This window comes from Pantoea sp. Ap-870 (assembly GCF_011752515.1).
GTDB lineage: Bacteria > Pseudomonadota > Gammaproteobacteria > Enterobacterales > Enterobacteriaceae > Pantoea > Pantoea dispersa.
Genome location: NZ_VWXG01000003.1, coordinates 1 through 24,533, shown reverse-complemented (window position 1 = coordinate 24,533; position 24,533 = coordinate 1). Strand labels below are relative to the sequence as shown.

Genomic DNA, 24,533 nt, shown 5'->3' with positions numbered 1-24,533 from the left:
TTATTCCCACTTTTTGTTCCTCAGTCAGTGGCGGGCCGGGCGCATGCGGTTTGCCAGCGAAAGGGAACGTTCGTTAGCGTGATTCCAGGAATTTTATGAGCAAGAGCACTGCTGAGATCCGTCAAGCGTTTCTCGACTTTTTTCATAGCAAGGGACATCAGGTTGTAGCCAGCAGCTCCCTCGTACCAAACAACGATCCGACGTTGCTGTTTACTAACGCCGGCATGGTGCAATTTAAAGACGTTTTCCTTGGTCAGGACAAGCGCGATTATTCGCGTGCCACCACGTCGCAGCGCTGCGTGCGTGCCGGCGGTAAGCACAATGACCTGGAAAACGTCGGCTACACCGCGCGTCACCACACCTTCTTTGAAATGCTGGGCAACTTCAGCTTTGGCGACTACTTCAAGAAAGAAGCCATTGCCTACGCCTGGGAACTGCTGACGGGCGAGCAGTGGTTTAAGCTGCCGAAAGAGCGTCTGTGGGTAACCGTATACGAAACCGATGACGAAGCCTTTGAAATCTGGGCCAATGACATCGGCGTACCGCGCGAACGTATTATCCGCATTGGCGATAATAAAGGCGGTGCTTACGCCTCTGACAACTTCTGGCAGATGGGTGACACCGGCCCTTGCGGTCCGTGCACCGAAATCTTCTACGATCACGGCGACCATATCTGGGGCGGCCCTCCGGGCAGTCCGGAAGAAGATGGCGATCGCTATATCGAAATCTGGAACATCGTGTTCATGCAGTTCAACCGTCAGGCCGACGGCACCATGCAGCCACTGCCGAAACCGTCGGTGGATACCGGTATGGGCCTTGAGCGTATCGCCGCGGTACTGCAGCATGTGAACTCCAACTATGAAATCGATCTGTTCGCGAAGCTGATTAACGCGGTGGCGCAGGTAACCGGCGCCACCGATCTGAACAATAAATCACTGCGCGTGATCGCCGACCACATCCGTTCATGTGCCTTCCTGATTGCCGATGGTGTCATCCCGTCGAATGAAAACCGTGGCTATGTGCTGCGCCGCATCATTCGTCGCGCGGTGCGTCATGGCAACATGCTGGGCGCGAAAGAAGCCTTCTTCTACAAACTGGTGGCTCCGCTGATCGAGGTGATGGGCGCAGCAGGTGAGGATCTCAAGCGTCAGCAGAAGCACGTTGAGAACGCCCTGAAAAATGAAGAAGAGCAGTTTGCTAAAACGCTGGAGCGTGGCCTGGCACTGCTGGACGACGAGCTGGCGAAGCTGAAAGGCGACACCCTCGACGGCGAAACGGTCTTCCGTCTGTATGACACCTTCGGCTTCCCGGCGGACCTTACTGCTGACGTATGCCGTGAGCGCAATCTGAAGATTGACGAAGCGGGCTTTGAAGCGGCGATGGAGCAGCAGCGTCAGCGTGCGCGTGAAGCCAGCGGCTTCGGTACCGATTACAACACGGTTATCCGCTTTGATACGCCGACTCAATTCAAAGGTTACGACCACCTCTCGCTTGAGGCGACGGTGCAGGCGCTTTTTGTGGACGGCCAGCAGGTTGAGCAGGTTACAGCCGGGCAGGATGCGGTGGTGATTCTGGATCAGACCCCGTTCTACGGTGAGTCTGGCGGGCAGGTGGGCGATACCGGCACTCTGACCGGGCAAAATGCTGAATTTAGCGTGCAGGATACGCAAAAATATGGCAAAGCCTTTGGTCATATCGGTAAGCTACGCCAGGGGCAGCTGCGAGTGGGCGATCGCCTGCAGGCGCAGGTTGATGAAGTGCGTCGTTCGCGCATCATTCTCAACCACTCAGCGACGCATCTGATGCACGAAGCGTTGCGCGAAGTACTGGGCGATCACGTTGGTCAGAAAGGCTCGCTCAACAACGACAAGTACCTGCGTTTTGACTTCTCACACGGCGAAGCCATGAAGCCGCAGCAGATTCGTGCGGTTGAGGATATCGTTAACGCCCAGATTCGCCGCAACCTGCCTATCACCACTAACGTGATGGACCTGGAAGAGGCGAAAGCGCTGGGCGCCACCGCACTGTTCGGTGAGAAGTACGATCAGCGTGTGCGCGTGGTCAGCATGGGCGAGTACTCCATTGAGCTGTGTGGCGGTACGCATGCGGCCCGCACCGGTGACATCGGCCTGTTCCGCATTCAGGGCGAAGCCGGCACGGCGGCGGGTATTCGCCGTATCGAAGCGGTGACCGGTGAAGCCGCGATTGCACAACTGCACGCGCAGAGCGATCAGCTAACCGATATTGCTCAGGTGGTGAAAGCCAACCACAGTAATCTGAACGAGAAAGTGCGCGGACTGGTAGAAAACGTGCGTGCGCTGGAGAAAGAGCTGCAACAGCTACGCGATCAGCAAGCGGCGCAGGAAAGCGCTTCACTGAGTAGCAAAGCGGTTGAGGTGAAGGGCGCGAAACTGCTGGTAAGCGAACTCAGCAATGTCGAGCCAAAAATGCTGCGCACGATGGTGGACGATCTGAAAAATCAGCTTGGTTCTGCTGTCATCGTACTGGCAACCGTTGCAGAAGGTAAGGTGTCGCTGATTGCTGGCGTCACCAAAGATCTGACCGATCGGGTGAAGGCCGGTGAGCTGATTGGCGAACTGGCTGCGCAGGTTGGCGGTAAAGGCGGCGGGCGTCCGGACCTGGCGCAGGCTGGCGGAACCGACGCCCAGGCACTTTCTGGCGCGCTGGCTGGCGTGCCGGAGTGGGTGAGTAACCGGCTGTAACGAAATAAAATTAAGCATCGTGAAGAGCGCCAGGAACATCTGTTTCGGCGCTTTTTAACGCGGTGTGCACCAGGTAATGACAAAGTCCGGTTGATGTAGTGTATTTCGGCTAAACTAACTATCAGCAGAATGTATTGGCATGGCAGAACACAATGGTGTATTTGTCATAGGCATTGTTCAGCGTTATATGATGGATATGGCCGGGAGACCGAACAGGCCCGACTCTTTTAATCTTTCAAGGAGCAAAGAATGCTTATTCTAACTCGTCGAGTTGGTGAAACCCTCATGATTGGTGATGAGGTAACTGTAACGGTGCTGGGTGTTAAGGGTAACCAGGTCCGCATAGGCGTAAACGCGCCAAAAGAAGTGTCGGTTCACCGTGAAGAGATCTATCAGCGCATCCAGGCTGAAAAAACACAGATTACACCTCAATAACGTATTCAGTGCCTCGCTGTGTGGCGAGGCGCTACCGCTTCTCTTCCTCCCGTCGTTGTTTTTATCCGTTCACGCTCTCCTGATTTTTCCGCGAATTATGTCGGCTGCCGCACGCTTTTACTGTTGATAAATCACTCTTTTTGTCGGCAAAACATGCGGATTGCACGTCATTTGCGCAATCAAACCTGAATCGGTAAAAAGTCGGGAAAAATTGTTTGACTTATAAGTCCGGGAAAGTAATATGTGCGCCACGCAGTGCCGATGAGCGGAAACAAAGTTCAAAAGCACGGTTCGCAAGAACGCGTAAGGTGAGGTGGCCGAGAGGCTGAAGGCGCTCCCCTGCTAAGGGAGTATGCGGTCAAAAGCTGCATCCGGGGTTCGAATCCCCGCCTCACCGCCATTTTCCGATGCATCCATAGCTCAGCTGGATAGAGTACTCGGCTACGAACCGAGCGGTCGGAGGTTCGAATCCTCCTGGATGCACCATCTTCGGATATGGTATTTACTTCAGAGTAGTAAGAGTGAACGAGTAGTTCCTTTCATGGTGAGTTGTTAGCACCCTGCGTTGTACAAGAATCATTTAATGCATCCATAGCTCAGCTGGATAGAGTACTCGGCTACGAACCGAGCGGTCGGAGGTTCGAATCCTCCTGGATGCACCATTCTTTGTATCATTCCCAGGTTGATTTCAGTTAGTCCATCGTAAGAAAATCTCTCAATGCATCCATAGCTCAGCTGGATAGAGTACTCGGCTACGAACCGAGCGGTCGGAGGTTCGAATCCTCCTGGATGCACCATTCTCTGTGTTATTCTCAAGTCTGTTCAGTTTGTTCATCGAAAGAAAATCTCAATGCATCCATAGCTCAGCTGGATAGAGTACTCGGCTACGAACCGAGCGGTCGGAGGTTCGAATCCTCCTGGATGCACCATCTTCTGCAAGATGGAAAGTGCCTCAGTGTGTCATGATGCGATAATCGTTCAGGACGTACTAAGGAGGATAACGTTGCTTCAGCAACGGCCCGCTGGGTGAGGCGCCAGCCGAATCATCCTCCTGGATGCACCATCATCTAAAGATTAGATTTGTCATCAGCTCAGTTCTGACATCGCAACTCTTCATTCCTGACCCGATTCAACATCCGCATTCCGAAAGATTTTCTCACGCGCCGTCTCCATCAAAAAATCACTGCATTTACCGCCATTTATCGCCGGTCGCGCGCTCTGACCTTATTCTGAAAACGAAAATTGCTAATGCTTTCAAAGCATTTGCGGTTAAGCCTGCCTGGCGACAACCTGAGCGCATTACGCTAAAGTAATGGCTCATTTTGTGGTGTTAATGGAGTCACAATGTACGACCACTATGACGCCCTGATTTTCGATATGGACGGCACCATTCTTGATACCGAGCCGACACATCGAAAAGCCTGGCAGCAGGTGCTGAGCCGCTATGGTTTCACCATGGACGAAGCAAAGATGGTGGCATTCAACGGGGCACCCACCTGGCAACTGGCCCGCTACATTCTGGAACAGAATCAGGCGCAGCACGATCCGCATCAGCTGGCGGCAGAGAAAACGGCGGCATTGAAAGCGATGCTGCTGGAAGACGTGCGTCCGCTGCCGCTGATGCAGGTGGTCAAAGCCTATCACGGTCGCCGTCCGATGGCGGTTGGCACCGGCAGCGAACACAGCTTAGCCAAAGCGCTGCTGGAAGCGCTCAACGTTTATCATCTGTTTGATGCGGTAGTCGGCGCGGACGATGTCCAGCGTCATAAGCCGCAGCCTGATACCTTCTTACGCTGTGCGGAGCTGATGGGGGTTGCGCCTGCGCGCTGCGTGGTATTCGAGGATGCTGACTTTGGCGTGCAGGCGGCTAAAGCGGCGGGCATGGATGTGGTTGATGTCCGTTTACTGTGAATGAATTTCTGACGTATGGATCGTTATTCGGCAGTAGCTTTCTGAGTGCAACGCTGCTTCCGGGCAGCTCAGAAGCGGTGCTGATTGCGTTATTGATCGCCCAGAAAGGGTCGGTCTATGGATTGTTACTGGCTGCATCAGTGGGAAACACGCTGGGCGGCCTGACCAACATTCTTCTTGGTCGCCTGATGCCAGCAACAGGGCAGGGGCGATGGCACGACACAGCAATGACGTGGCTACAACGATGGGGACCCGCAGCGCTGCTGTTTAGCTGGCTGCCAGTGGTGGGCGATTTACTCTGCGTGCTCGCAGGGTGGTTGCGCTTCTCCTGGCTGCCCTGCGTGCTGTTTCTCGCCCTGGGTAAAACGCTGCGTTATATCGTTATCGCGACCGCCACTTTACAAGGTATGCAATGGTGGCATTGATTCGCACAGATTCGAGGCTACGGTTAACATTATGCTGAACAAAAATAAATTATTCACACAGCGGGAGGTTAATGTGATCCCGGACGTATCAAAAGCGCTCTCCTGGCTGGAAGCGCATCCCGACGCGTTAAAGGGTATCGGCCGTGGCATTGAACGTGAAACACTTCGCGTCCAGCCGAATGGTCATCTGGCGACCACTGGCCACCCTGAATCGCTGGGTTCTGCGCTGAAGCACGACTGGATTACCACCGATTTTGCTGAAACGCTGCTGGAGTTCATCACCCCGGTGGATCAGAACATCGATCGCTCCCTAGCGTTTCTGCGTGACATCCACCGTCACGTGGCGCGCGAGCTGGGCGACGAGCGCATGTGGCCGTTCAGTATGCCGGGCTATGTTGAAGATGTGGACAACATTGAGCTGGCACAGTACGGCAGCTCCAATATCGGCAAAATGAAAACCCTGTATCGTCAGGGGCTGAAAAACCGCTACAGCGCGCTGATGCAGATTATTTCTGGCGTGCACTATAACTTCTCGCTGCCGCTGTCGTTCTGGCAGGAGTGGGCGGATGTCAAAGACGCGGAGAGCGGCAAAGAGACCATCTCGGCGGGCTATCTGCGCCTGATTCGCAACTACTATCGCTACGGCTGGGTGATTCCTTATCTGTTTGGCGCTTCGCCAGCCATCTGCTCTTCCTTCCTGCAGGGACGGGAAAGTAAGCTGCCGTTCGAAACCAACGGCGAAGGAACATTGTGGCTGCCGTATGCCACGTCGCTGCGCCTGAGCGATCTGGGCTACACCAATAAATCACAAAGCGGGCTGGGCATTACCTTCAACTCGCTGGAAGGATATGTCGCTGCGCTGAAAGCGGCGATCAAAACGCCGTCTGCCGAATATGCGGCGATGGGCACCAAGGACGCGGAAGGCAACTGGCTGCAGCTCAATACCAACGTGCTGCAAATCGAGAACGAACTGTACGCACCGATTCGTCCGAAACGCGTGACCCGCTCGGGTGAGGCGCCATCCGATGCGCTGCTGCGCGGCGGCATTGAGTATATTGAAGTGCGTTCACTGGACATCAACCCGTTCTCTGCCATTGGTGTGGATGCCGATCAGGCGCGCTTCCTCGACCTGTTCCTGATTTGGTGTACGCTGGCCGATGCGCCGGAGATGAGCGCAGATGAGCTGCTGTGCAGCCGGAAAAACTGGAACCGCGTGGTGCTGGAAGGGCGCAAGCCGGGTCAGGTGATCGGCGTGGGCTGCAGTGATACGGAACATCTGCTGGTTGATGTCGGTAAAGCGCTGTTTGCCGATCTGCGCCGGGTGGCTGAAGTGCTGGATAGCAACGACGGCAGCACGCAATATCAACAGGTTTGCGATCAACTGGTAGCGTCGTTTGACGATCCTGAGCTAACCTATTCGGCGCGCATTCTGCAAGCCATTAAAGAGCAGGGGCTGACCGGAGCCGGCGTGGCGCTGGCCGAGCAGTATCGGCATCTGCTGTGCGAAGAGCCGCTGGAAATTCTCACCGAAGCCGATTTTAGCCGTCAGGCGCAGGAGTCGGTGCTGAAACAGCAGCAGCTGGAGCAGAGTGATACACTGGATTTTGCCAGCTATCTGGCAGGTCGCGAAGGCTAGAAAAGAAAATGGCCACATCACTGTGGCCTAAATTAACATCTCTGTTGTCAGGGATGATGATAACAAATGCGCGTCTTTCATATATTCAGACGTTGGGCGAACAGAAAAGTTTCATCGTTTTAAAAAAAATCTCAAAACAGGAGGTGACGTATGCCACTACTGGATAGTTTTACTGTTGATCACACCATCATGGGCGCGCCAGCGGTACGCGTGGCGAAGACCATGAACACTCCGCATGGCGATACCATCACCGTTTTCGATCTGCGTTTCTGCCGTCCGAATATCGACATCCTGACCGAACGCGGCATCCACACGCTGGAGCACCTGTTCGCGGGCTTCATGCGTAACCACCTCAACGGTGACGGCGTGGAAATCGTCGATATCTCACCAATGGGCTGCCGCACCGGCTTCTACATGAGCCTGATTGGTACGCCAGACGAGCAGCGCGTGGCAAAAGCGTGGAAAGGCGCGATGGAAGATGTGCTGAAGGTAAAAGATCAGAACCAGATTCCGGAACTGAACGAATACCAGTGCGGCAGCTACAAGCTGCACTCACTGGACGAAGCGCAGCAGATTGCGCGCAACGTGCTGGCGCACGACATTGGCGTTAACCGCAATGAAGATCTGAAGCTGCCGGCTGAAAAGCTGAAAGAGCTGCAACTCTAGTTGCCGCTTCTGTCATAAAAAACGCCGCGATCATCGCGGCGTTTTGTTTTTATCGTCTCAGGAACCGATGGACGCTTTCAGCGGCTGATGCGGCGTAATGCGCACCTGCTTCACCATGTTGTCCTGCACATCAAGAATATCAATGTCGTAATGGCCAACCTGTACTTGCGTGTCCATCTGCGGGATCTCTTCCAGCGCTTCCAGCAGCATACCGTTGATGGTGCGCGCTTCCTCTTCCGGCAGCGTCCAGTTGAACGCCTTATTGATTTCCCGCACGTTGGCGCTGCCTTCAATCAGTACCGAACCGTCGTTTTGCGGCATCACTTCTTCGGCCAGTGACGGTGACATGGAGGTGGTGAAGTCGCCGACGATCTCTTCCAGAATATCTTCGATGGTAACCAGTCCTTTGATGTCGCCGTACTCATCGATCACCAGCCCCACTTTCTTCTTATTACGCTGGAATTTTACCAGCTGCACGTTAAGAGGCGTTCCTTCCGGCACGTAGTAGATTTCATCGGCAGCGCGCAGCAGTCGCTCTTTATTGAACTCTTTTTTCTCGGCCATCATGCGCCACGCTTCGCGCACGCGCAGCATGCCGACGCTATCGTCCAGTGAGTCGCGGAACAGCACAATACGGCCATGCGGTGAGTTGCTTAGCTGACGCTCGATCGACTTCCACTCATCGTTGATATTGATGCCGACGATCTCATTGCGCGGCACCATGATGTCGTCAACGTTGACCTTCTCAAGGTCCAGCACCGATAGCAGCATGTCCTGGTTGCGGCGCGACATCAGCGAGCGGGATTCATACACGATGGTGCGCAGCTCTTCTTTGCTGAGAGCGGAGTTAATCGACCCTTCGGTCTTGATGCCCACCATGCGCATCAGAATGCGGGTAATGGTATTGAGCAGCCACACCAGCGGCAGCATCACGTACTGCAGCGGCGCCAGCAGAAAACTGCTGGGATACGCAACTTTTTCCGGATAGAGCGCCGCGACGGTTTTAGGCAGCACTTCGGCAAACACCAGCACCACGAAGGTCAGCACGCCGGTGGCGATGGCTACGCCGGCATCGCCGTACAGGCGCATACCGACAATGGTGCCGAGCGCCGAGGCGAGGATATTCACGAGGTTGTTGCCGATCAGCACCAGGCTAATCAGACGGTCGGGGCGACGCAGCAGTTTCTCAACGCGACGCGCGCTGCGGTTGCCGCTTTTGGCTTTGTGGCGCAGTTTGTAGCGGTTGAGCGTCATCATGCCGGTCTCTGAACCCGAGAAGTAGGCCGAGACCAGCACCATAATGATCAGCGTGATAATGAGCGTGGTGGTTGAAACATGTTCCAACGCAAAAATTCCTTTAGTGAGAGGTGAGCAGGTGCTGCAGAACGCGGCTGCCGAAATAGGCCATGGTCAGCAGCAGCGCACCGCCGCAGTTGAACCACACCACACGGCGACCGCGCCAGCCTTCATGATAGTGGCCCCACAGCAGCACGATGTAGACAAACCAGGCGATAATCGACAGCACCGCTTTATCAATGTTTTCCGGGCTGAACAGGTTATTCATAAAGAACAGGCCGGTGCACAACACCAGCGTCAGCAATACCACGCCAATCTGCGTGATATGGAACATCTTACGCTCAATGCTGAGCAGCGGCGGCATATCCTGGGTGAACGTCAGCTTTTTGTTCTTTAACTGATAGTCGATCCACGCCAGCTGCAGCGCATACAGCGCCGCGATGATCAGCGTGGCATAGGCAAACAGCGACAGACCGATGTGCACCATCATGCCTGGCGTGGTCTCAAGATGGGTGATAAAGGCGTTTGGCACAAAGGTGGCGAAGGCCAGATTGATCAGCGCAAAACTGTAAACAATTGGCAGCAGCAGCCAGCCGCGATTGCGCGACGCAACGATAGTCATGATGGCACAGATCAGCAAACTGACCAGCGAACCAATATTCAGCAGGCTAAGGTTTTGTCCATTATCGACGGCAAATATGCGTTGCTGCAGCGCTACCGCATGGGCAATCAGCGCCACGCAGGCGGATAGCACGGCAAAACGCCGCCAGCCGCTGTTGCGTTTCAGCAGGCTCGGAATGATCAATGCAAGACTGAGAGAGTAGGCGAACAGCGCCACGATCGCGAAAACGAACATAGATCCTTTCAGGTGTCGGTCAGATAAGGAAAAAAGCAGTATAGCGCCAGCGGCAGCAGGCTCCAAACGATCTCACGGTCAATTGCAGAGATCGGCCTGGCTTCGTGTTATAATCCGCCGCATTGTGTCGCCCTGGCGGCCTCGCTACGCTATTAAGTGAGAGAGCATGTTTGATAATTTAACCGATCGTTTGTCGCAAACCCTGCGCAATATCAGTGGCCGCGGAAGGCTGACCGAAGACAACATCAAAGATACGCTGCGCGAAGTGCGTATGGCGCTGCTGGAGGCCGACGTTGCGCTGCCGGTAGTGCGCGATTTCATCAACCGCGTGAAAGAAGCCGCGGTAGGTCAGGATGTAAACAAAAGCCTGACGCCGGGTCAGGAGTTTATCAAAATCGTGCGCAACGAACTGGTTGCGGCGATGGGGGCCGAAAATAACGCGCTGAACCTTAATGCTCAGCCGCCGGCCGTGGTGCTGATGGCGGGCCTGCAGGGTGCCGGTAAAACCACCAGCGTCGGTAAGCTCGGTAAATTCCTGCGCGAAAAGCACAAGAAAAAGGTGCTGGTGGTGTCTGCGGACGTCTACCGCCCGGCGGCGATCAAACAGCTGGAAACCCTGGCGCAGCAGGTCGGTGTGGATTTCTGTCCGTCCGACCTCAGCCAGAAGCCGGTGGATATCGTTAACAACGCGCTGAAAGAAGCCCGTCTGCAGTTCTACGATGTGCTGCTGGTGGATACCGCCGGTCGTCTGCACGTTGACGAAGCGATGATGGATGAGATCAAGCAGGTGCATGCCGCGATCAATCCGGTTGAAACGCTGTTTGTTGTCGATGCCATGACTGGTCAGGATGCCGCCAATACCGCCAAAGCGTTCAACGAAGCGCTGCCGCTTACCGGTGTGATCCTGACCAAAGTTGACGGCGATGCGCGCGGCGGTGCGGCGCTGTCGATTCGTCACATCACCGGCAAACCGATTAAATTCATGGGGATGGGCGAGAAGACCGATGCGCTGGAAGCGTTCTATCCGGACCGTATCGCATCGCGCATTCTCGGCATGGGCGACGTGCTGTCGCTGATTGAAGATATCGAGAGCAAAGTTGACCGCGAGCAGGCGGAAAAGCTGGCGAAGAAGCTGAAAACCGGCGACGGCTTTGATCTCAACGACTTCCTGGAGCAGCTTAAGCAGATGCGCAACATGGGCGGCATGGCCAGCCTGATGGGCAAACTGCCGGGCATGGGTCAGCTGCCGGATAACGTTAAATCGCAGATGGATGACAAAGTGCTGGTGCGCATGGAAGCCATCATCAATTCGATGACGCGCAAAGAGCGTGAGAAGCCAGAGATCATCAAAGGTTCGCGCAAGCGCCGTATCGCTACCGGTTCCGGTATGCAGGTGCAAGACGTCAACCGGCTGCTGAAGCAGTTTGATGATATGCAGCGCATGATGAAGAAAATGAAGAAGGGCGGCATGGCCAAAATGATGCGTGGCATGAAAGGTATGATGCCGCCAGGATTCCCCGGCCGCTAAGGCGACAGAGCCCGAACCAGAAAATTAAGTCACTCAGGTTGCTTTTTGCGCCAAAATGAGTAAAATTTTCGGGCTTTTTATATTGCACCCGGGCCCCGTTCCTCGATGGGGCCCGGTTGTTTTATTAACTAAAGAGGATGTTATGGTAACCATTCGTTTGGCACGTCACGGCGCTAAAAAGCGTCCGTTCTATCAGGTCGTCGTCACTGACAGCCGCAATGCTCGCAACGGTCGTTTCATCGAGCGCGTAGGTTTCTTCAACCCGATCGCTTCTGGTCAGGCTGAAGGTCTGCGTCTGGATCTGGACCGTATTGAGCACTGGGTTGGCCAGGGCGCAACGCTTTCTGATCGCGTTAACGCGCTGATCAAAGAAGCAAAAAAAGCAGCTTAATCTGTCACGGTGGTGAGCATGAGCAGTAAACCTGCCGCACAGCCTCCCGTTAACCCAATCATTCTGGGCAAAATGGGTGCCGCTTACGGAATTCGGGGTTGGCTCAAAGTGTTTTCCTCCACTGAAGACGCTGAAAGCATCTTCGACTATCAACCCTGGTTTATCCAGCGCGCCGGTCAATGGCAGCAGGTCGAGCTTGAGGGTTGGAAGCACCACAATCAGGACCTGATCATCAAAGTCAAAGGCATTGACGATCGGGACGCTGCGGCACAGTTGACCAATTGCGAAATTACGGTTGACTCCACGCAGCTGCCGGCGCTGGAAGAGGGCGATTACTACTGGAAAGACCTGATGGGTTGCAAAGTGGTAAACCTCGACGGCTACGAGATGGGCAAAGTCATTGATTTGATGGAGACCGGCTCGAACGACGTTCTCGTCGTAAAGGCAAACCTGAAAGATGCATTCGGTGTACAGGAGCGGTTAATACCGTTTCTTGATGAACAGGTTATCAAGAAAGTCGATCTCGCTACTGGCACCATTGAAGTAGACTGGGATCCTGGTTTTTGATCTCCGGACAATCCGGTAACGTAACGGCGAACGCGATGTGGATTGGTGTTATTAGCCTGTTTCCTGAGATGTTTCGCGCTATTACCGAGTACGGGGTAACTGGCCGGGCAGTAAAAAATGGCCTGCTCAACATAGAGAGCTGGAGTCCACGTGACTTCACGCACGACCGGCACCGTACCGTGGACGATCGTCCTTACGGCGGCGGACCGGGTATGTTGATGATGGTGCAACCCTTACGGGATGCTATCCACGCAGCGAAAGCGGCGGCGGGAGAAGGCGCTAAGGTGATTTATCTTTCACCTCAGGGTCGCAAACTTGACCAGCAAGGCGTTTGCGAACTGGCGACCAGCCAGAAGTTAATTCTGGTTTGCGGTCGTTATGAAGGGATAGATGAGCGTGTGATTCACACTGAGATTGATGAAGAATGGTCAATCGGTGATTACGTGCTCAGTGGCGGTGAGCTGCCAGCGATGACGTTAATTGACTCGGTCGCCCGGTTTATTCCTGGCGTGCTGGGGAAACAGGCGTCAGCCGATGAGGATTCGTTCTCGGAAGGTTTGCTGGATTGCCCGCACTATACCCGACCTGAAGTGTTAGAGGGGATGGAGGTTCCGCCAGTTCTGCTGTCGGGCAACCATGCCGATATTCGCCGCTGGCGCCTGAAACAGTCGCTGGGCCGTACCTGGCTAAGAAGACCTGAACTTCTGGAAAACCTGGCTCTGACTGAAGAGCAAGCAAGGTTGCTAAGTGAGTTCCAGCGGGAACATCAGCAGCAACAAAACGATGAGGTGGAAGAGTAATCTTCCCTGACTATCAGTTTACCCAGGATAAGAGATTTAATTATGAGCAACATTATCAAGCAACTTGAACAAGAGCAGATGAAACAGGACGTACCTTCCTTCCGTCCGGGTGATTCCGTGGAAGTGAAAGTATGGGTCGTTGAAGGTTCTAAGAAACGTCTGCAGGCATTCGAGGGCGTGGTTATCGCTATTCGTAACCGCGGTCTGCACTCTGCATTCACTGTTCGCAAGATTTCTAACGGCGAAGGCGTTGAGCGTGTCTTCCAGACTCACTCTCCGGTAATTGACAGCATTACTGTCAAACGTCGTGGTGCTGTGCGTAAAGCCAAACTGTACTACCTGCGTGAGCGTACCGGTAAGTCAGCTCGTATCAAAGAGCGTCTTGGCGCGTAAGCGACATCCCAAAGTTAATAGCAAACAAGGGGTTGGCCATAAGGCCAGCCCCTTTTTTTATGGGCGTCTGAGGTGATAGATCGCCGTGTTGACCGGCCCGCTCTCCAGCACAATCAACCCGTAGCGGTAATCCACAAACGAGAAGCCGCTGCGCAGGGCCACGGCGCGGCTGGCGTGATTCTCTTCTGCAGCAAGAATCTCCAGCACAGTTATGTGTGGCTGGGCGAACGCCAGATTCACCAGCTGTGCCACCGCCCGGCGGGCAACGCCCTGTTGCTGCGCCTCGCTGCGAACCCAGTAGCCCAGCGCACTGAACTCACCGGGCTGACGCGCATAACGTAAGCCAGCACCGCCCAGCAACCGATCGTTGCCATCGACAATCGCGAACTCTTCAGCTTCACCCTTTTGACGCTGCAGATGGGTGAAGTTGATCCAGCTCACGGCTTCATCGACGCTGTAATCTGTGTGTGCCCATACCATCCACGGCAGCAGGCTGTTCAGAGACTGATTAACGGCATGCGTAAATGCTTCGGCATCCTGCAGAGTAAAGGGACGCAGCGCGACTTCAGGGATGGACATAGAGCGATCCTGAATTAATTAAATGGATAACAGCATGTTAGCGATATCGTTAGGAAAAAACATCTGGCCTGGTCAGATTGGTGTAATTAAAAATTTACATTTTTGTTTGATAGATCTTACAGGCTTTAAGGTTGTTAACTTAATGATTTATATATTTTAATTAACTTTTATTTTGTAGTTTAAAAGAGAGTGGTAATAAAAGTGTACATGCATGGATTGCATGATTTACATGCTGTGGTAAAGTAAGCGTCATCCTCAGTGAGGATCGTAAAACCGCATAACGAGTGAAAAAGGATCGCCATCATGCAAAAAGACGCGCTGAACAATGTGCATATCGCCGACGAACAGATTTTAATTACGCCACAGGAACTGAAAGCGAAGTTCCCGCTGACTGCGGCGCAGGAAGCGCAAATTGCCGCTTCCCGCCAGACCATCGCGGATATCATCGCGGGTCGCGATCCGCGTCTGCTGGTGGTGTGCGGTCCCTGCTCGATCCACGATACCGAAGCCGCACTGGATTACGCTCGTCAGTTACAAACACTCTCTGCACAGTTGAAGGATCAGCTGTATATCGTTATGCGCGTCTATTTTGAAAAACCCCGTACCACCGTCGGCTGGAAAGGGTTAATCAACGATCCTTACATGAACAACTCGTTTGATATGGAAGCCGGCCTGCACATTGCGCGTCAGCTGCTGGTCAATCTTGTGGAGATGGGCCTGCCGCTGGCCACCGAAGCGCTCGACCCCAATAGCCCGCAATACCTCGGCGATCTGTTTAGCTGGTCGGCGATTGGGGCGCGTACCACAGAATCGCAGACGCACCGTGAAATGGCGTCTGGCCTGTCGATGCCGGTAGGCTTTAAAAACGGCACCGATGGCAGCCTCGGCACCGCGATCAACGCCATGCGCGCCGCCGCGATGCCGCACCGCTTTGTCGGCATTAACCAGGCCGGTCAGGTGTGCCTGCTGCAAACTCAGGGCAACCCGGACGGTCACGTGATTCTGCGCGGCGGTAAAGCGCCAAACTACGGCCCGGAAGATGTCGCGCAGTGCGAAAAAGAGATGCTGAAAGCAGGACTGCGTCCGGCCTTAATGATAGATTGCAGCCATGGCAATTCTAACAAAGACTATCGCCGTCAGCCTGGCGTAGCCGAATCGGCTATCGCGCAGATTAAAGATGGAAACCGCTCCATCATTGGCCTGATGCTGGAAAGTAATATTCACGAAGGCAACCAGTCTTCTGAGCAACCGCGTAGCGAGATGAAGTACGGAGTTTCCGTCACTGATGCCTGCATCAACTGGGAAACCACTGAAACTTTGCTGCGTGAAATCCATCAGGATCTGCAGGGAGTGCTGTCGGCGCGTCTGTCACACGAGGTGTAATGAGTCATGGTGGCTGAACTGACCGCGCTGCGCGATCAAATTGATGAAGTAGATAAAGCCCTGCTGGGGCTGCTGGCGAAAAGACTGGCGCTGGTGGCCGAAGTCGGCGAAGTCAAAAGCCGCTACGGTTTACCGATTTATGTGCCTGAGCGCGAGGCCAGTATGCTGGCGTCGCGTCGTCAGGAAGCGGAAGCGCTCGGCGTGTCGCCGGACCTGATCGAAGATGTACTGCGTCGTCTGATGCGTGAATCCTATGCGCATGAAAATGACAAAGGCTTCAAAACGCTGTGTCCTGAACTACGTCCGGTGGTGATTGTCGGCGGCGGCGGTCAGATGGGACGTCTGTTCGAGAAGATGCTGACGCTCTCCGGCTATCAGGTGCGTATTCTCGATAAAGATGACTGGCCGCGCGCGGATGAACTGCTGCACGATGCGGGCATGGTGATCATCAGCGTGCCGATCCATCTGACCGAACAGATCATTGCCGATCTGCCAGCGCTGCCTGATGACTGCATTCTGGTGGATCTGGCGTCGGTGAAGAACCGTCCGCTGCAGGCGATGCTGGCGGCACACAGCGGTCCGGTACTGGGACTGCATCCGATGTTCGGTCCGGACAGCGGCAGCCTGGCGAAGCAGGTGGTGGTATGGTGCGATGGCCGTCAGCCGGAAGCCTATCAGTGGTTCCTGGAGCAGATTCAGGTGTGGGGCGCGCGCTTACACCGCATCAGTGCGGTTGAGCACGATCAGAACATGGCGTTCATTCAGGCGCTGCGCCACTTCGCCACGTTTGCTTATGGTTTGCATCTGGCGGAAGAGAACGTCAATCTGGATCAACTGCTGGCGCTGTCCTCGCCTATCTATCGCCTCGAACTGGCGATGGTGGGGCGGCTGTTTGCGCAGGACCCGCAGCTGTACGCCGACATCATCATGTCGTCGGAAAGTAATCTGGCGCTGATTAAACGCTACTATCAGCGTTTTGGTGAAGCCATCACGCTGCTGGAGCAGGGCGATAAACAGGCGTTCATCAACAGCTTTGAGCGCGTGGAACACTGGTTTGGCGACTACGCGAAACGCTTCCTCGTCGAGAGCCGCAGCATGCTGCGCTCCGCCAACGACAGTCGCCAGTAATGATTAAGGCATCCGCAAGGATGCCTTTTTGTTTTACAGACGCGGTTCTACCGGTACCACGTTCTCACCGGGATAACAGCCTAATACCTTCAGTGAACGCGTGAGCGCGCGCAGTTCTTCCAGCGCCTGTTGCATGTTCTCCGACTGCAGATTGCCCTGCACATCAATGTAAAACATCTCTTCCCACGGGTTACCGTTGATTGGCCGGTTTTCCAGCTTGCTCATGATCAGATTGTGATTACGCAACACCAGCAGTGCTTCAACCAGCGCGCCGGCCTGCTGGCCCGTCCCCATAATCAGCGTGGTTTTGGCCGGCACCTGGCTGGAGACTTCAATCGGTTTACGCGCGAGCACAATGAAGCGGGTATGGTTCTGCTGCTGATTCGCCAGGTTGCGCTCCAGCACCTGCAGGCCATACAGCTCACCGCCAGCTTCACTGCCCAGCGCGGCCACGTGCGGCGAGTTCATCGCAGCCACTTTCTCCATCGCCGCCGCCGTACTTTCGGTGTATTCGATTTTCCACTGCGGGAAGCGGTTGATGAACTGGCTGCACTGCTGGAACGGCTGCGGATGGCTATACACCGTTTCAATCTGCTGCAAATCGGTATTACCGTTAACCAGCACGCAGTGTTCGATAGGAATGGTCAGCTCGCCGACGATCGAAAGCGACGTTTGCTGCAGCAGATCGTATACGTCATTGATCGAGCCGGAGCTGGTGTTCTCAATCGGCATCACCGCGTAATCCGCCTGACCGCTTTCAACCTGCTGAATGATGTCGTGGAATTTCAGACACCCCATCTCCACCATCGAATCGAAGTGGCGCGTGGCGTATTTACGGGCGGCAAGGTGCGAGTAGGAGCCTTTTGGACCGAGGAAGGCGATGCGCGGCGCGTGCGCGTGTGGATGATTCAGGTTTTTCTGCAGCAGCGCCTGCTGGGTCAGCACCGAATCCTCAATCACCAACTGAAACAGGCGCGTGATGTAGTGCGCATCCAGCTGATGTTTTTTACCCAGCGCGATGAGATTTTCCAGCAGGGCGCGTTCGCGCTCGACGTCACGAATCGGGCGATGGGTGGCCAGCTTGGCCTGCGCTACCTCAACGGCCAGCGCGCGCCGTTCAGCCAGCAGTGTTAACAGCCTGGCATCGACGGCGCTGATCTTATCGCGTAACGCCAGCAGCGGATTCTCGGGATTCATAGGGCTCACCTGTAAAATGTCCAATAAAAAAGCCTCCCGGTTGGGAGGCTTTGTTGTTCGTCTTCGCATTCATTTTCACACGACGAATCGCCTCCCAATCAGGGGAAGGTAAAAAAGAATGCGAAGAAGAACGGCAGCAGTTTCATGATCAATTCCGGCAATAAAGTGAACTGAGAGTAACCGCACAGCTTAAAAGCTGTCAATAAAAAACGCGCCCGCAGGCGCGTTGCTGAAAAGCGATAAATTACCCGGCAGGGGTGAAATCTTTAACACTGCTGGTGGCGCGCCGTGCTTCAGGCTTGTGCTGTGCTTTATTTAGCTGGCGCTCCAGCTTGGCGATCAGGTCATTGATGGCCGTATACATATCATCGTGTTTCGCGCTGGCGACCAGCGTGCCGTTTGGCGTGTTAATGGTGGCATCGGCCACAAATTCTTTCGGCTCTTTCGATAACACAATGTGCGGATTTATCAGGTGGGTTTGCCATTTTTCCAGCTTGGCGAGACGGTCTTCGACATGGTTGCGGATTGCCGCAGTGATTTCCATTTGTTTGCTGGTAATGTTCAGAATCATAGTTAAACCTCTCTGTCATTTCCGTCTGGGTAGGACCAGCATACCGCGCAAATCAGGAAAATGTGTGATCTGGATCACATTGGAATGTCACTTTTTGTCAATGCCAGCGAATTGTGAGAAAGGCCGGGAAAAGGGCGAAAAAAGCTTGATGCACAGCGGGGATAGGGGCAAGATTGATGAGTTAACCGTAGCGGAAAAAACCATTTCAGACGGTTTTCTGACCAAAAAAAAGCAGCCACAGCGGCTGCTTTTTTAATGGCACGAAAATCAGGACGCGCTATTCGCCGCAATGATTTTCGCAACTTTGTCAGCTTCCGTCGTCAGCTGCAGCTGGCGATAGGCATTTTCCATCAGCGGCAGCGCGTCACGCGTGGCCTGGGTGTCCGGATAATCGCGCATCATACCTTCAACCCGATTAACAACGGCGACATAGGCACCGCGCTTGGTATAGAATTGCGCCACGGAGAGCTCATACTTCGCCAGGCGATCTTTCAGGAACGTCAGACGTTTCTGCGCATCTGCCGCGTACTGGCTGTTCGGATAGCCGCGCAGTAGCTGAGAGAAGTCACGGAATGCATCACGCGCATGGGTAGGATCGCGGTCGGAACGATCGATCCCGAAGAAGCCCTGCAGCGCGGAATCATCCAGTGCCATGTCCGTCAGGCCCTTCATATAGATCACGTAATCAATGTTAGGGTGCGTCGGGTTCAGGCGCATAAAGCGGGAAATGGCGGCTTGCGCCAGTGGCAGATCGGCATTTTTGTAGTACGCGTAGATCAAATCCAGCTGCACTTGCTGCGAGTAAGGACCAAACGGATAACGGTTATCCAGCGCTTCCAGTTGCTTAATCGCCGCTTTAAAGTTACCGTCCTGCAGCTTTTGCTGCGCTGTGGCGTAAATTTCAGACGGCGGGCTGTCCGGGACCGGGTCCGATGAGCCGGAACAGCCCACCAGTGCCAGGCTCAGGCTCAGTGTGGCAGCAGCCACCAGATGTTTCATACGCGTCATGACGAAATGATTATCCTCAAAGTGTTATGGCGGAAGCTGTCCGTATAGCTCCCGGTAATGACCAGTACGATAGCACATTATATTAAACGGCATCGCCGTGAAAACCCAACGTTAACGAAGAAGCTGTATATGGCACAACAAGTTCAACTCACCGCAACGGTGTCCGAAGCACAGCTTGGACAACGCTTAGATCAGACTTTGGCGGAATTGTTCCCTGATTATTCACGTTCCCGCATAAAAGAGTGGATCCTTGAGCGTCGGGTCAGCGTCAACGGCACCATCATCGATAAACCGAAAGAGAAAGTACTCGGCGGTGAGCGGGTGGCGATTGATGCCGAGATCGAAGAGGAGCAGCGCTGGGAAGCACAAAATATTCCGCTGGATATCGTTTATGAAGATGACCACATCCTGGTGATCAACAAACCGCGCGACTTAGTGGTCCACCCTGGCGCCGGTAATCCGGACGGCACGGTACTGAATGCGCTGCTTTATCACTATCCGGCGATTGCCGACGTGCCGCGCGCCGGCATCGTGCACCGTCTGGATAAAGACACCACCGGACTGATGGTGGTAGCCAAAACGGTACCGGCGCAGACGCATCTGGTTGAAACGCTGCAGCTGCGTGAAATCACCCGCGAATATGAAGCGGTGGCGATTGGCACCATGACCGCCGGCGGTACGGTGAATGAGCCAATGGCGCGTCACTCTACCAAGCGTACCCATATGGCGGTGCATCCGATGGGCAAGCCAGCGACAACCCACTATCGCATCATGGAGCATTTCCGCGCCCATACGCGCTTACGCCTGCGCCTGGAAACCGGCCGTACTCACCAGATTCGCGTGCACATGGCGCACATTAACCATCCGCTGGTGGGCGATCCGCTGTACGGTGGTCGTCCGCGTCCGCCAAAGGGCGCTTCTGAGGCTTTTATCAGTACGCTGCGCGGTTTTGACCGCCAGGCGCTGCACGCCACTATGCTGCGTCTTTATCATCCGATCACCGGGATTGAGATGGAGTGGCACGCGCCACTGCCGCAGGACATGGTTGATCTGATTGAGGCACTGAAAGCCGATACCGACGAGTTCCGCGATCAGCTGGACTGGCTATGAGTGACTGGATCGTGCCGCAGTGGCCGGCGCCGGCGCGCGTGCAGGCTTATTCGACCACGCGGCACGGCGGCGTTAGCGCGGCACCATGGGATTCCCTCAACCTCGGCGCGCACGTCGGAGACGAGGCGGATCGCGTGATGCACAATCGTCAGCGCGTGGTAGAGCAGCTGGCGCTACCGGCGATGCCGCAGTGGCTGGAGCAGGTACACGGCCAGACGGTGGCGCGTCTGCCGGCGGCTGCGTCCCTGCCGCGAGCCGATGCGGCGATAACGCGGGAAAGCGGCGTGGTGTGTGCAGTGATGACCGCCGACTGTCTGCCGGTGCTGTTTTGCAGCCATGATGGCAGCGAAGTTGCCGCGGCACATGCCGGCTGGCGCGGGTTGTGTCATGGGGTGCTGGAGCAAACGCTGGCACAGTTTCACTGCCCGGCGAGCGAGATTCATGCCTGGCTCGGTCCGGCGATTGGTCCACAGGCATTTGAAGTGGGGGCCGAGGTGCGCAGTGCGTTCCTGGCGCAGGATGCCGCTGCCGATGCGGCTTTTCGCCCGGCCGGCGAGAAATATTTTGCCGATATCTGGCTGCTGGCAACCCAGCGTCTGCAGGCCGCTGGCGTGCGATCTGTCACGGCTGACGCGCGCTGTACCTATCAGGAAAGCGCCGATTTTTTCTCCTTCCGACGCGACGGAATCACCGGGCGTATGGCAACTTTGATTTGGCTGAGATAACCTTACGCCGCAAGACGATCCAGTAAGCGTATTTTTTGCTCACAACTCAGGTCATTAACCTTGAAAATTTGAGGGATGACCTCATTTAATCTCCAGTAGCATTTTGACCTGTAATGGGAGGAATCATGCGTCTGGATCGTCTTACCAACAAATTCCAGTTGGCCCTGGCCGATGCACAGTCCCTTGCTCTGGGACACGATAATCAATTCATCGAACCCCTGCACCTGATGAGCGCGCTGCTCAACCAGGAGGGTGGATCGGTACGTCCGCTGCTCAGCGCGGCGGGGGCGGATGTCGCTAACCTGCGTACCAGCATCGAACAAGCCATCAATCGTTTGCCGCAGGTCGAAGGGACCGACGGCGACGTTCAGCCATCAGCGGATTTGGTCCGGGTACTGAATCTGTGTGACAAGCTGGCGCAAAAGCGCGGCGACAACTTTATTTCATCTGAATTATTTGTTCTGGCGGCCCTCGAATCGCGCGGCTCGCTGGCGGACTTACTGAAGTCTGCCGGTGCCACGGCGGACAAACTCGCTAAGGCCATCGAGCAACTGCGGGGAGGGGAAAACGTGAACGATCAGGGGGCTGAAGATCAGCGCCAGGCTTTGAAAAAATACACCATCGATCTGACGGAGCGCGCTGAGCTCGGCAAGTTAGATCCGGTTATCGGGCGTGACGAAGAGATTCGCCGCACCATTCAGGTATTGCAGCGTCGTACCAAAAACAACCCGGTGCTCATCGGTGAACCGGGCGTCGGTAAAACCGCCATCGTTGAAGGGCTGGCACAGCGCATCATTAACGGCGAAGTGCCGGAAGGGCTGAAAGGCCGGCGCGTTCTGGCGCTGGATATGGGCGCGCTGGTGGCCGGCGCGAAATATCGCGGCGAGTTTGAAGAGCGCCTGAAAGGCGTACTGAACGACCTCGCCAAACAGGAAGGCAACGTCATTCTGTTTATCGATGAGCTGCATACCATGGTCGGCGCTGGTAAAGCCGACGGCGCGATGGATGCCGGCAACATGCTGAAGCCGGCGCTGGCGCGCGGTGAACTGCACTGCGTGGGTGCCACCACGCTGGATGAGTATCGCCAGTACATTGAGAAAGATGCCGCGCTGGAGCGCCGTTTCCAGAAAGTGTTCGTCGCCGAACCGAGCGTGGAAGACACCATCGCCATTCTGCGTGGCCTGAAAGAGCGTTATGAGCTGCATCACCATGTGCAAATTACCGATCCGGCTATTGTCGCTGCGGCCACATTGTCGCATCGCTATATTGCCGATCGCCAGTTGCCGGATAAAGCCATTGACCTGATTGATGAGGCGGCGTCGAGTATTCGTTTGCAGATTGACTCCAAACCGGAACCGCTCGATCGTCTCGAACGGCGTATCATCCAGCTCAAACTGGAGCAGCAGGCGCTGAAGAAAGAATCGGATGATGCCAGCGTTAAGCGTCTGGAGATGCTGGAAAGCGAGCTGGATCAGAAAGAGCGCGAATATGCTGAGCTCGAAGAAGAGTGGAAAGCGGAAAAAGCCTCGCTGACCGGCACGCAAAACATCAAAGCCGAGCTGGAGCAGGCGCGTCTGGCTATGGAGCAGGCACGGCGTGTGGGTGACCTTGGCCAGATGTCGGAACTGCAGTACGGCAAAATTCCGGAGCTGGAAAAACAGCTGGCAAGCGCCACGCAGGCGGAAGGTAAAACCATGAAGCTGTTACGCAACCGCGTAACGGATGTCGAGATCGCCGATGTGCTGGCGCGCTGGACCGGTATTCCGGTGGCCCGCATGATGGAAGGCGAGCGCGATAAACTGTTGCGGATGGAGCAGGAGCTGCATGCCCGGGTTATCGGCCAGGACGAAGCGGTTGAAGCGGTATCGAACGCCATTCGCCGTAGCCGCGCCGGTTTGTCTGACCCGAACCGGCCAATCGGATCGTTCCTGTTCCTTGGACCGACCGGTGTCGGTAAAACCGAGTTGTGCAAGGCGCTGGCTAATTTCCTGTTCGATAGCGACGACGCGATGGTGCGTATCGATATGTCGGAATTCATGGAGAAACATTCGGTGTCGCGTCTGGTCGGGGCACCTCCAGGCTACGTCGGTTATGAAGAGGGCGGTTACCTGACAGAGGCGGTGCGTCGTCGCCCTTACTCGGTGATTTTGCTGGATGAGGTGGAAAAAGCGCATCCGGATGTGTTCAACATTCTGCTGCAGGTGCTGGACGACGGGCGTCTGACCGATGGTCAGGGGCGCACCGTGGACTTCCGTAATACCGTGGTGATCATGACATCTAACCTCGGTTCGGATCTGATTCAGGAACGTTTCGGCGCGCTTGATTACGCGGAAATGAAAGATGTGGTGATGACGGTCGTCGGACACCACTTCCGTCCGGAGTTTATCAACCGTATTGATGAGGTGGTGGTATTCCATCCGCTGGGCGAAAAACATATTGCCTCGATTGCGCAGATTCAGCTGCAGCGGCTGTATCAGCGTCTGGAAGAGCGCGGTTATCAGCTGCACATTTCCGACGCGGCGCTGAAACTGCTGGGCGAAAATGGTTATGATCCGGTCTACGGCGCGCGGCCATTGAAACGGGCTATTCAGCAGCAGATTGAAAACCCGCTGGCGCAGAAGATTTTATCTGGCGCGCTGGTTCCGGGAAAAACCATCGAAATGGATGTGCAGGACGATGCCATCGTCGCGCGTCAATAACGCAACGTGACAAAAACGGGCCTCAGGGCCCGTTTTTTTATGCTGTTTCGCAAGAATCAGCTGGTTTTTGCAACGTGTTGCCTGGAAAGTGAGCGGTCGCGCAAAAACTGCAAATTAGCGCTTGTCAGGCGAAACGAAGTCCCTATAATGCGCCACCACTGAGACGGCAAAGCGGCAACGCAGACGGCTCAGCAGGGCGTGAAGCGATTCACCCCGCCGGAGAAAAACGCTGAAAAAAGTGTTTGACTCTGAAGGAGGAAAGCGTAATATACGCCACCTCGCGACAGCAGGCCGAGCGCCGCGTCGCACCGCTCTTTAACAATTTATCAGACAATCTGTGTGGGCACTCGCAGGATTGATATCACAAGCCTACGGGCTTTAAAAAATATCAAGTCTTTGCTGAGTGAACACGTAATTCATTACGAAGTTTAATTCACAGAGCATCGCTGCACTCGTTGCAGCAAATCAAACTTTAAATTGAAGAGTTTGATCATGGCTCAGATTGA

General features: G+C 55.0%; 24 protein-coding genes, 5 tRNA genes and 1 other annotated feature. Of the genes, 22 read left to right on the top strand and 7 right to left on the bottom strand.

Annotated elements, in window-relative coordinates; genetic code table 11:
- The first annotated feature begins 95 nt into the window (after positions 1–95).
- The 11 genes from alaS (at position 96) to luxS (ending at position 7,796) form a co-directional block, all read left to right on the top strand.
- The gene (gene alaS, locus F3J41_RS09370; RefSeq protein WP_088516491.1) at positions 96–2,723 is read left to right on the top strand and encodes an alanine--tRNA ligase; all 2,628 of its coding nucleotides are present in this window, start codon (positions 96–98) and stop codon (positions 2,721–2,723) included.
- 249 nt (positions 2,724–2,972) lie between these two features.
- Entirely contained in the window at positions 2,973–3,158 is a 186-nt protein-coding gene (csrA, locus tag F3J41_RS09365) for a carbon storage regulator CsrA (RefSeq protein ID WP_058759760.1), read from the top strand.
- Positions 3,159–3,465: 307 nt separating this feature from the next.
- Positions 3,466–3,558 (top strand) — tRNA-Ser (locus F3J41_RS09360).
- Between the two features lie 9 nt (positions 3,559–3,567).
- Positions 3,568–3,644, top strand: a tRNA-Arg gene (locus F3J41_RS09355).
- A gap of 99 nt (positions 3,645–3,743) precedes the next feature.
- Positions 3,744–3,820, top strand: a tRNA-Arg gene (locus tag F3J41_RS09350).
- Between the two features lie 58 nt (positions 3,821–3,878).
- Positions 3,879–3,955 (top strand) — tRNA-Arg (locus tag F3J41_RS09345).
- A 55-nt stretch (positions 3,956–4,010) separates the two neighbouring features.
- A tRNA-Arg gene (locus tag F3J41_RS09340) sits at positions 4,011–4,087 on the top strand.
- 415 nt (positions 4,088–4,502) lie between these two features.
- Positions 4,503–5,069, top strand: coding sequence for a fructose-1-phosphate/6-phosphogluconate phosphatase (gene yqaB / locus F3J41_RS09335; RefSeq protein WP_058771641.1), 567 nt, complete (start codon positions 4,503–4,505; stop codon positions 5,067–5,069).
- Positions 5,066–5,494 (top strand): YqaA family protein, encoded by a 429-nt coding sequence (locus tag F3J41_RS09330; RefSeq protein WP_021507330.1) that lies wholly within the window; start codon positions 5,066–5,068, stop codon positions 5,492–5,494. The genes yqaB and F3J41_RS09330 overlap by 4 nt, the downstream gene beginning before the upstream one ends.
- 31 nt (positions 5,495–5,525) lie before the next feature.
- A complete protein-coding gene (gene gshA, locus F3J41_RS09325) occupies positions 5,526–7,130 on the top strand; it encodes a glutamate--cysteine ligase (protein WP_021507329.1) in 1,605 nt (534 codons plus the stop codon).
- A 150-nt stretch (positions 7,131–7,280) separates the two neighbouring features.
- Positions 7,281–7,796 carry an S-ribosylhomocysteine lyase gene (luxS, locus tag F3J41_RS09320; protein ID WP_010617126.1) on the top strand — a complete coding sequence of 172 codons (516 nt, stop codon included), beginning with the start codon at positions 7,281–7,283 and terminating at the stop codon, positions 7,794–7,796.
- A 57-nt stretch (positions 7,797–7,853) separates the two neighbouring features.
- On the opposite strand, the gene F3J41_RS09315 is transcribed toward luxS, so the two are convergent.
- A complete protein-coding gene (locus F3J41_RS09315) occupies positions 7,854–9,140 on the bottom strand; it encodes an HlyC/CorC family transporter (RefSeq protein ID WP_021507328.1) in 1,287 nt (428 codons plus the stop codon).
- 13 nt (positions 9,141–9,153) lie between these two features.
- Entirely contained in the window at positions 9,154–9,948 is a 795-nt protein-coding gene (locus F3J41_RS09310; RefSeq protein ID WP_010617128.1) for an inner membrane protein YpjD, read from the bottom strand.
- Positions 9,949–10,114: 166 nt separating this feature from the next.
- Here F3J41_RS09310 and ffh point away from each other — a divergent pair, with 166 nt between their 5' ends.
- The 5 genes from ffh (at position 10,115) to rplS (ending at position 13,627) form a co-directional block, all read left to right on the top strand.
- Positions 10,115–11,476, top strand: a complete 1,362-nt coding sequence (ffh, locus tag F3J41_RS09305) for a signal recognition particle protein (protein ID WP_021507327.1) — start codon at positions 10,115–10,117, stop codon at positions 11,474–11,476.
- A gap of 142 nt (positions 11,477–11,618) precedes the next feature.
- Entirely contained in the window at positions 11,619–11,867 is a 249-nt protein-coding gene (gene rpsP / locus F3J41_RS09300) for a 30S ribosomal protein S16 (RefSeq protein ID WP_007893313.1), read from the top strand.
- An 18-nt stretch (positions 11,868–11,885) separates the two neighbouring features.
- Positions 11,886–12,434: a ribosome maturation factor RimM gene (rimM, locus tag F3J41_RS09295; RefSeq protein ID WP_021507326.1), complete on the top strand. Its 549-nt coding sequence runs from the start codon at positions 11,886–11,888 to the stop codon at positions 12,432–12,434.
- 35 nt (positions 12,435–12,469) lie between these two features.
- Positions 12,470–13,234 (top strand): tRNA (guanosine(37)-N1)-methyltransferase TrmD, encoded by a 765-nt coding sequence (trmD, locus tag F3J41_RS09290; RefSeq protein WP_021507325.1) that lies wholly within the window; start codon positions 12,470–12,472, stop codon positions 13,232–13,234.
- Positions 13,235–13,276: 42 nt separating this feature from the next.
- A complete protein-coding gene (gene rplS, locus F3J41_RS09285; protein WP_021507324.1) occupies positions 13,277–13,627 on the top strand; it encodes a 50S ribosomal protein L19 in 351 nt (116 codons plus the stop codon).
- A 57-nt stretch (positions 13,628–13,684) separates the two neighbouring features.
- Here rplS and F3J41_RS09280 read toward each other — a convergent pair whose 3' ends face one another.
- The gene (locus tag F3J41_RS09280; protein ID WP_166710857.1) at positions 13,685–14,206 is read right to left on the bottom strand and encodes a GNAT family N-acetyltransferase; all 522 of its coding nucleotides are present in this window, start codon (positions 14,204–14,206) and stop codon (positions 13,685–13,687) included.
- Positions 14,207–14,509: 303 nt separating this feature from the next.
- On the opposite strand from F3J41_RS09280, the gene F3J41_RS09275 reads away from it, so the two are divergent.
- The gene (locus F3J41_RS09275) at positions 14,510–15,589 is read left to right on the top strand and encodes a 3-deoxy-7-phosphoheptulonate synthase (protein WP_058759618.1); all 1,080 of its coding nucleotides are present in this window, start codon (positions 14,510–14,512) and stop codon (positions 15,587–15,589) included.
- A gap of 6 nt (positions 15,590–15,595) precedes the next feature.
- On the top strand, positions 15,596–16,717 hold the full coding sequence (tyrA, locus tag F3J41_RS09270) for a bifunctional chorismate mutase/prephenate dehydrogenase (RefSeq protein ID WP_021507321.1): 1,122 nt from the start codon (positions 15,596–15,598) through the stop codon (positions 16,715–16,717).
- Between the two features lie 33 nt (positions 16,718–16,750).
- Here tyrA and pheA read toward each other — a convergent pair whose 3' ends face one another.
- The 3 genes from pheA to raiA all read right to left on the bottom strand — a co-directional run bounded on the left by pheA (position 16,751) and on the right by raiA (position 18,485).
- Entirely contained in the window at positions 16,751–17,914 is a 1,164-nt protein-coding gene (pheA, locus tag F3J41_RS09265; protein ID WP_166710855.1) for a bifunctional chorismate mutase/prephenate dehydratase, read from the bottom strand.
- Positions 17,915–17,936: 22 nt separating this feature from the next.
- Positions 17,937–18,061 (bottom strand) — a sequence feature (Phe leader region).
- On the bottom strand, positions 18,013–18,060 hold the full coding sequence (gene pheL / locus F3J41_RS23295; RefSeq protein WP_121497579.1) for a pheA operon leader peptide PheL: 48 nt from the start codon (positions 18,058–18,060) through the stop codon (positions 18,013–18,015). It overlaps the preceding feature by 48 nt.
- A gap of 97 nt (positions 18,062–18,158) precedes the next feature.
- Positions 18,159–18,485, bottom strand: coding sequence for a ribosome-associated translation inhibitor RaiA (gene raiA, locus F3J41_RS09260; RefSeq protein WP_021507319.1), 327 nt, complete (start codon positions 18,483–18,485; stop codon positions 18,159–18,161).
- 64 nt (positions 18,486–18,549) lie between these two features.
- On the opposite strand from raiA, the gene F3J41_RS09255 reads away from it, so the two are divergent.
- On the top strand, positions 18,550–18,741 hold the full coding sequence (locus F3J41_RS09255; RefSeq protein ID WP_104094475.1) for a hypothetical protein: 192 nt from the start codon (positions 18,550–18,552) through the stop codon (positions 18,739–18,741).
- An 11-nt stretch (positions 18,742–18,752) separates the two neighbouring features.
- Here F3J41_RS09255 and bamD read toward each other — a convergent pair whose 3' ends face one another.
- Positions 18,753–19,493, bottom strand: a complete 741-nt coding sequence (bamD, locus tag F3J41_RS09250) for an outer membrane protein assembly factor BamD (protein WP_058759616.1) — start codon at positions 19,491–19,493, stop codon at positions 18,753–18,755.
- Positions 19,494–19,622: 129 nt separating this feature from the next.
- Here bamD and rluD point away from each other — a divergent pair, with 129 nt between their 5' ends.
- The 3 genes from rluD to clpB all read left to right on the top strand — a co-directional run bounded on the left by rluD (position 19,623) and on the right by clpB (position 24,027).
- Positions 19,623–20,603: a 23S rRNA pseudouridine(1911/1915/1917) synthase RluD gene (gene rluD, locus F3J41_RS09245; protein WP_021507316.1), complete on the top strand. Its 981-nt coding sequence runs from the start codon at positions 19,623–19,625 to the stop codon at positions 20,601–20,603.
- Complete coding sequence (gene yfiH / locus F3J41_RS09240; RefSeq protein WP_166710853.1) at positions 20,600–21,328, top strand: purine nucleoside phosphorylase YfiH; 729 nt, start codon at positions 20,600–20,602, stop codon at positions 21,326–21,328. The genes rluD and yfiH overlap by 4 nt, the downstream gene beginning before the upstream one ends.
- 125 nt (positions 21,329–21,453) lie before the next feature.
- Positions 21,454–24,027 carry an ATP-dependent chaperone ClpB gene (clpB, locus tag F3J41_RS09235; protein ID WP_058759614.1) on the top strand — a complete coding sequence of 858 codons (2,574 nt, stop codon included), beginning with the start codon at positions 21,454–21,456 and terminating at the stop codon, positions 24,025–24,027.
- Positions 24,028–24,533 lie beyond the last annotated feature (506 nt).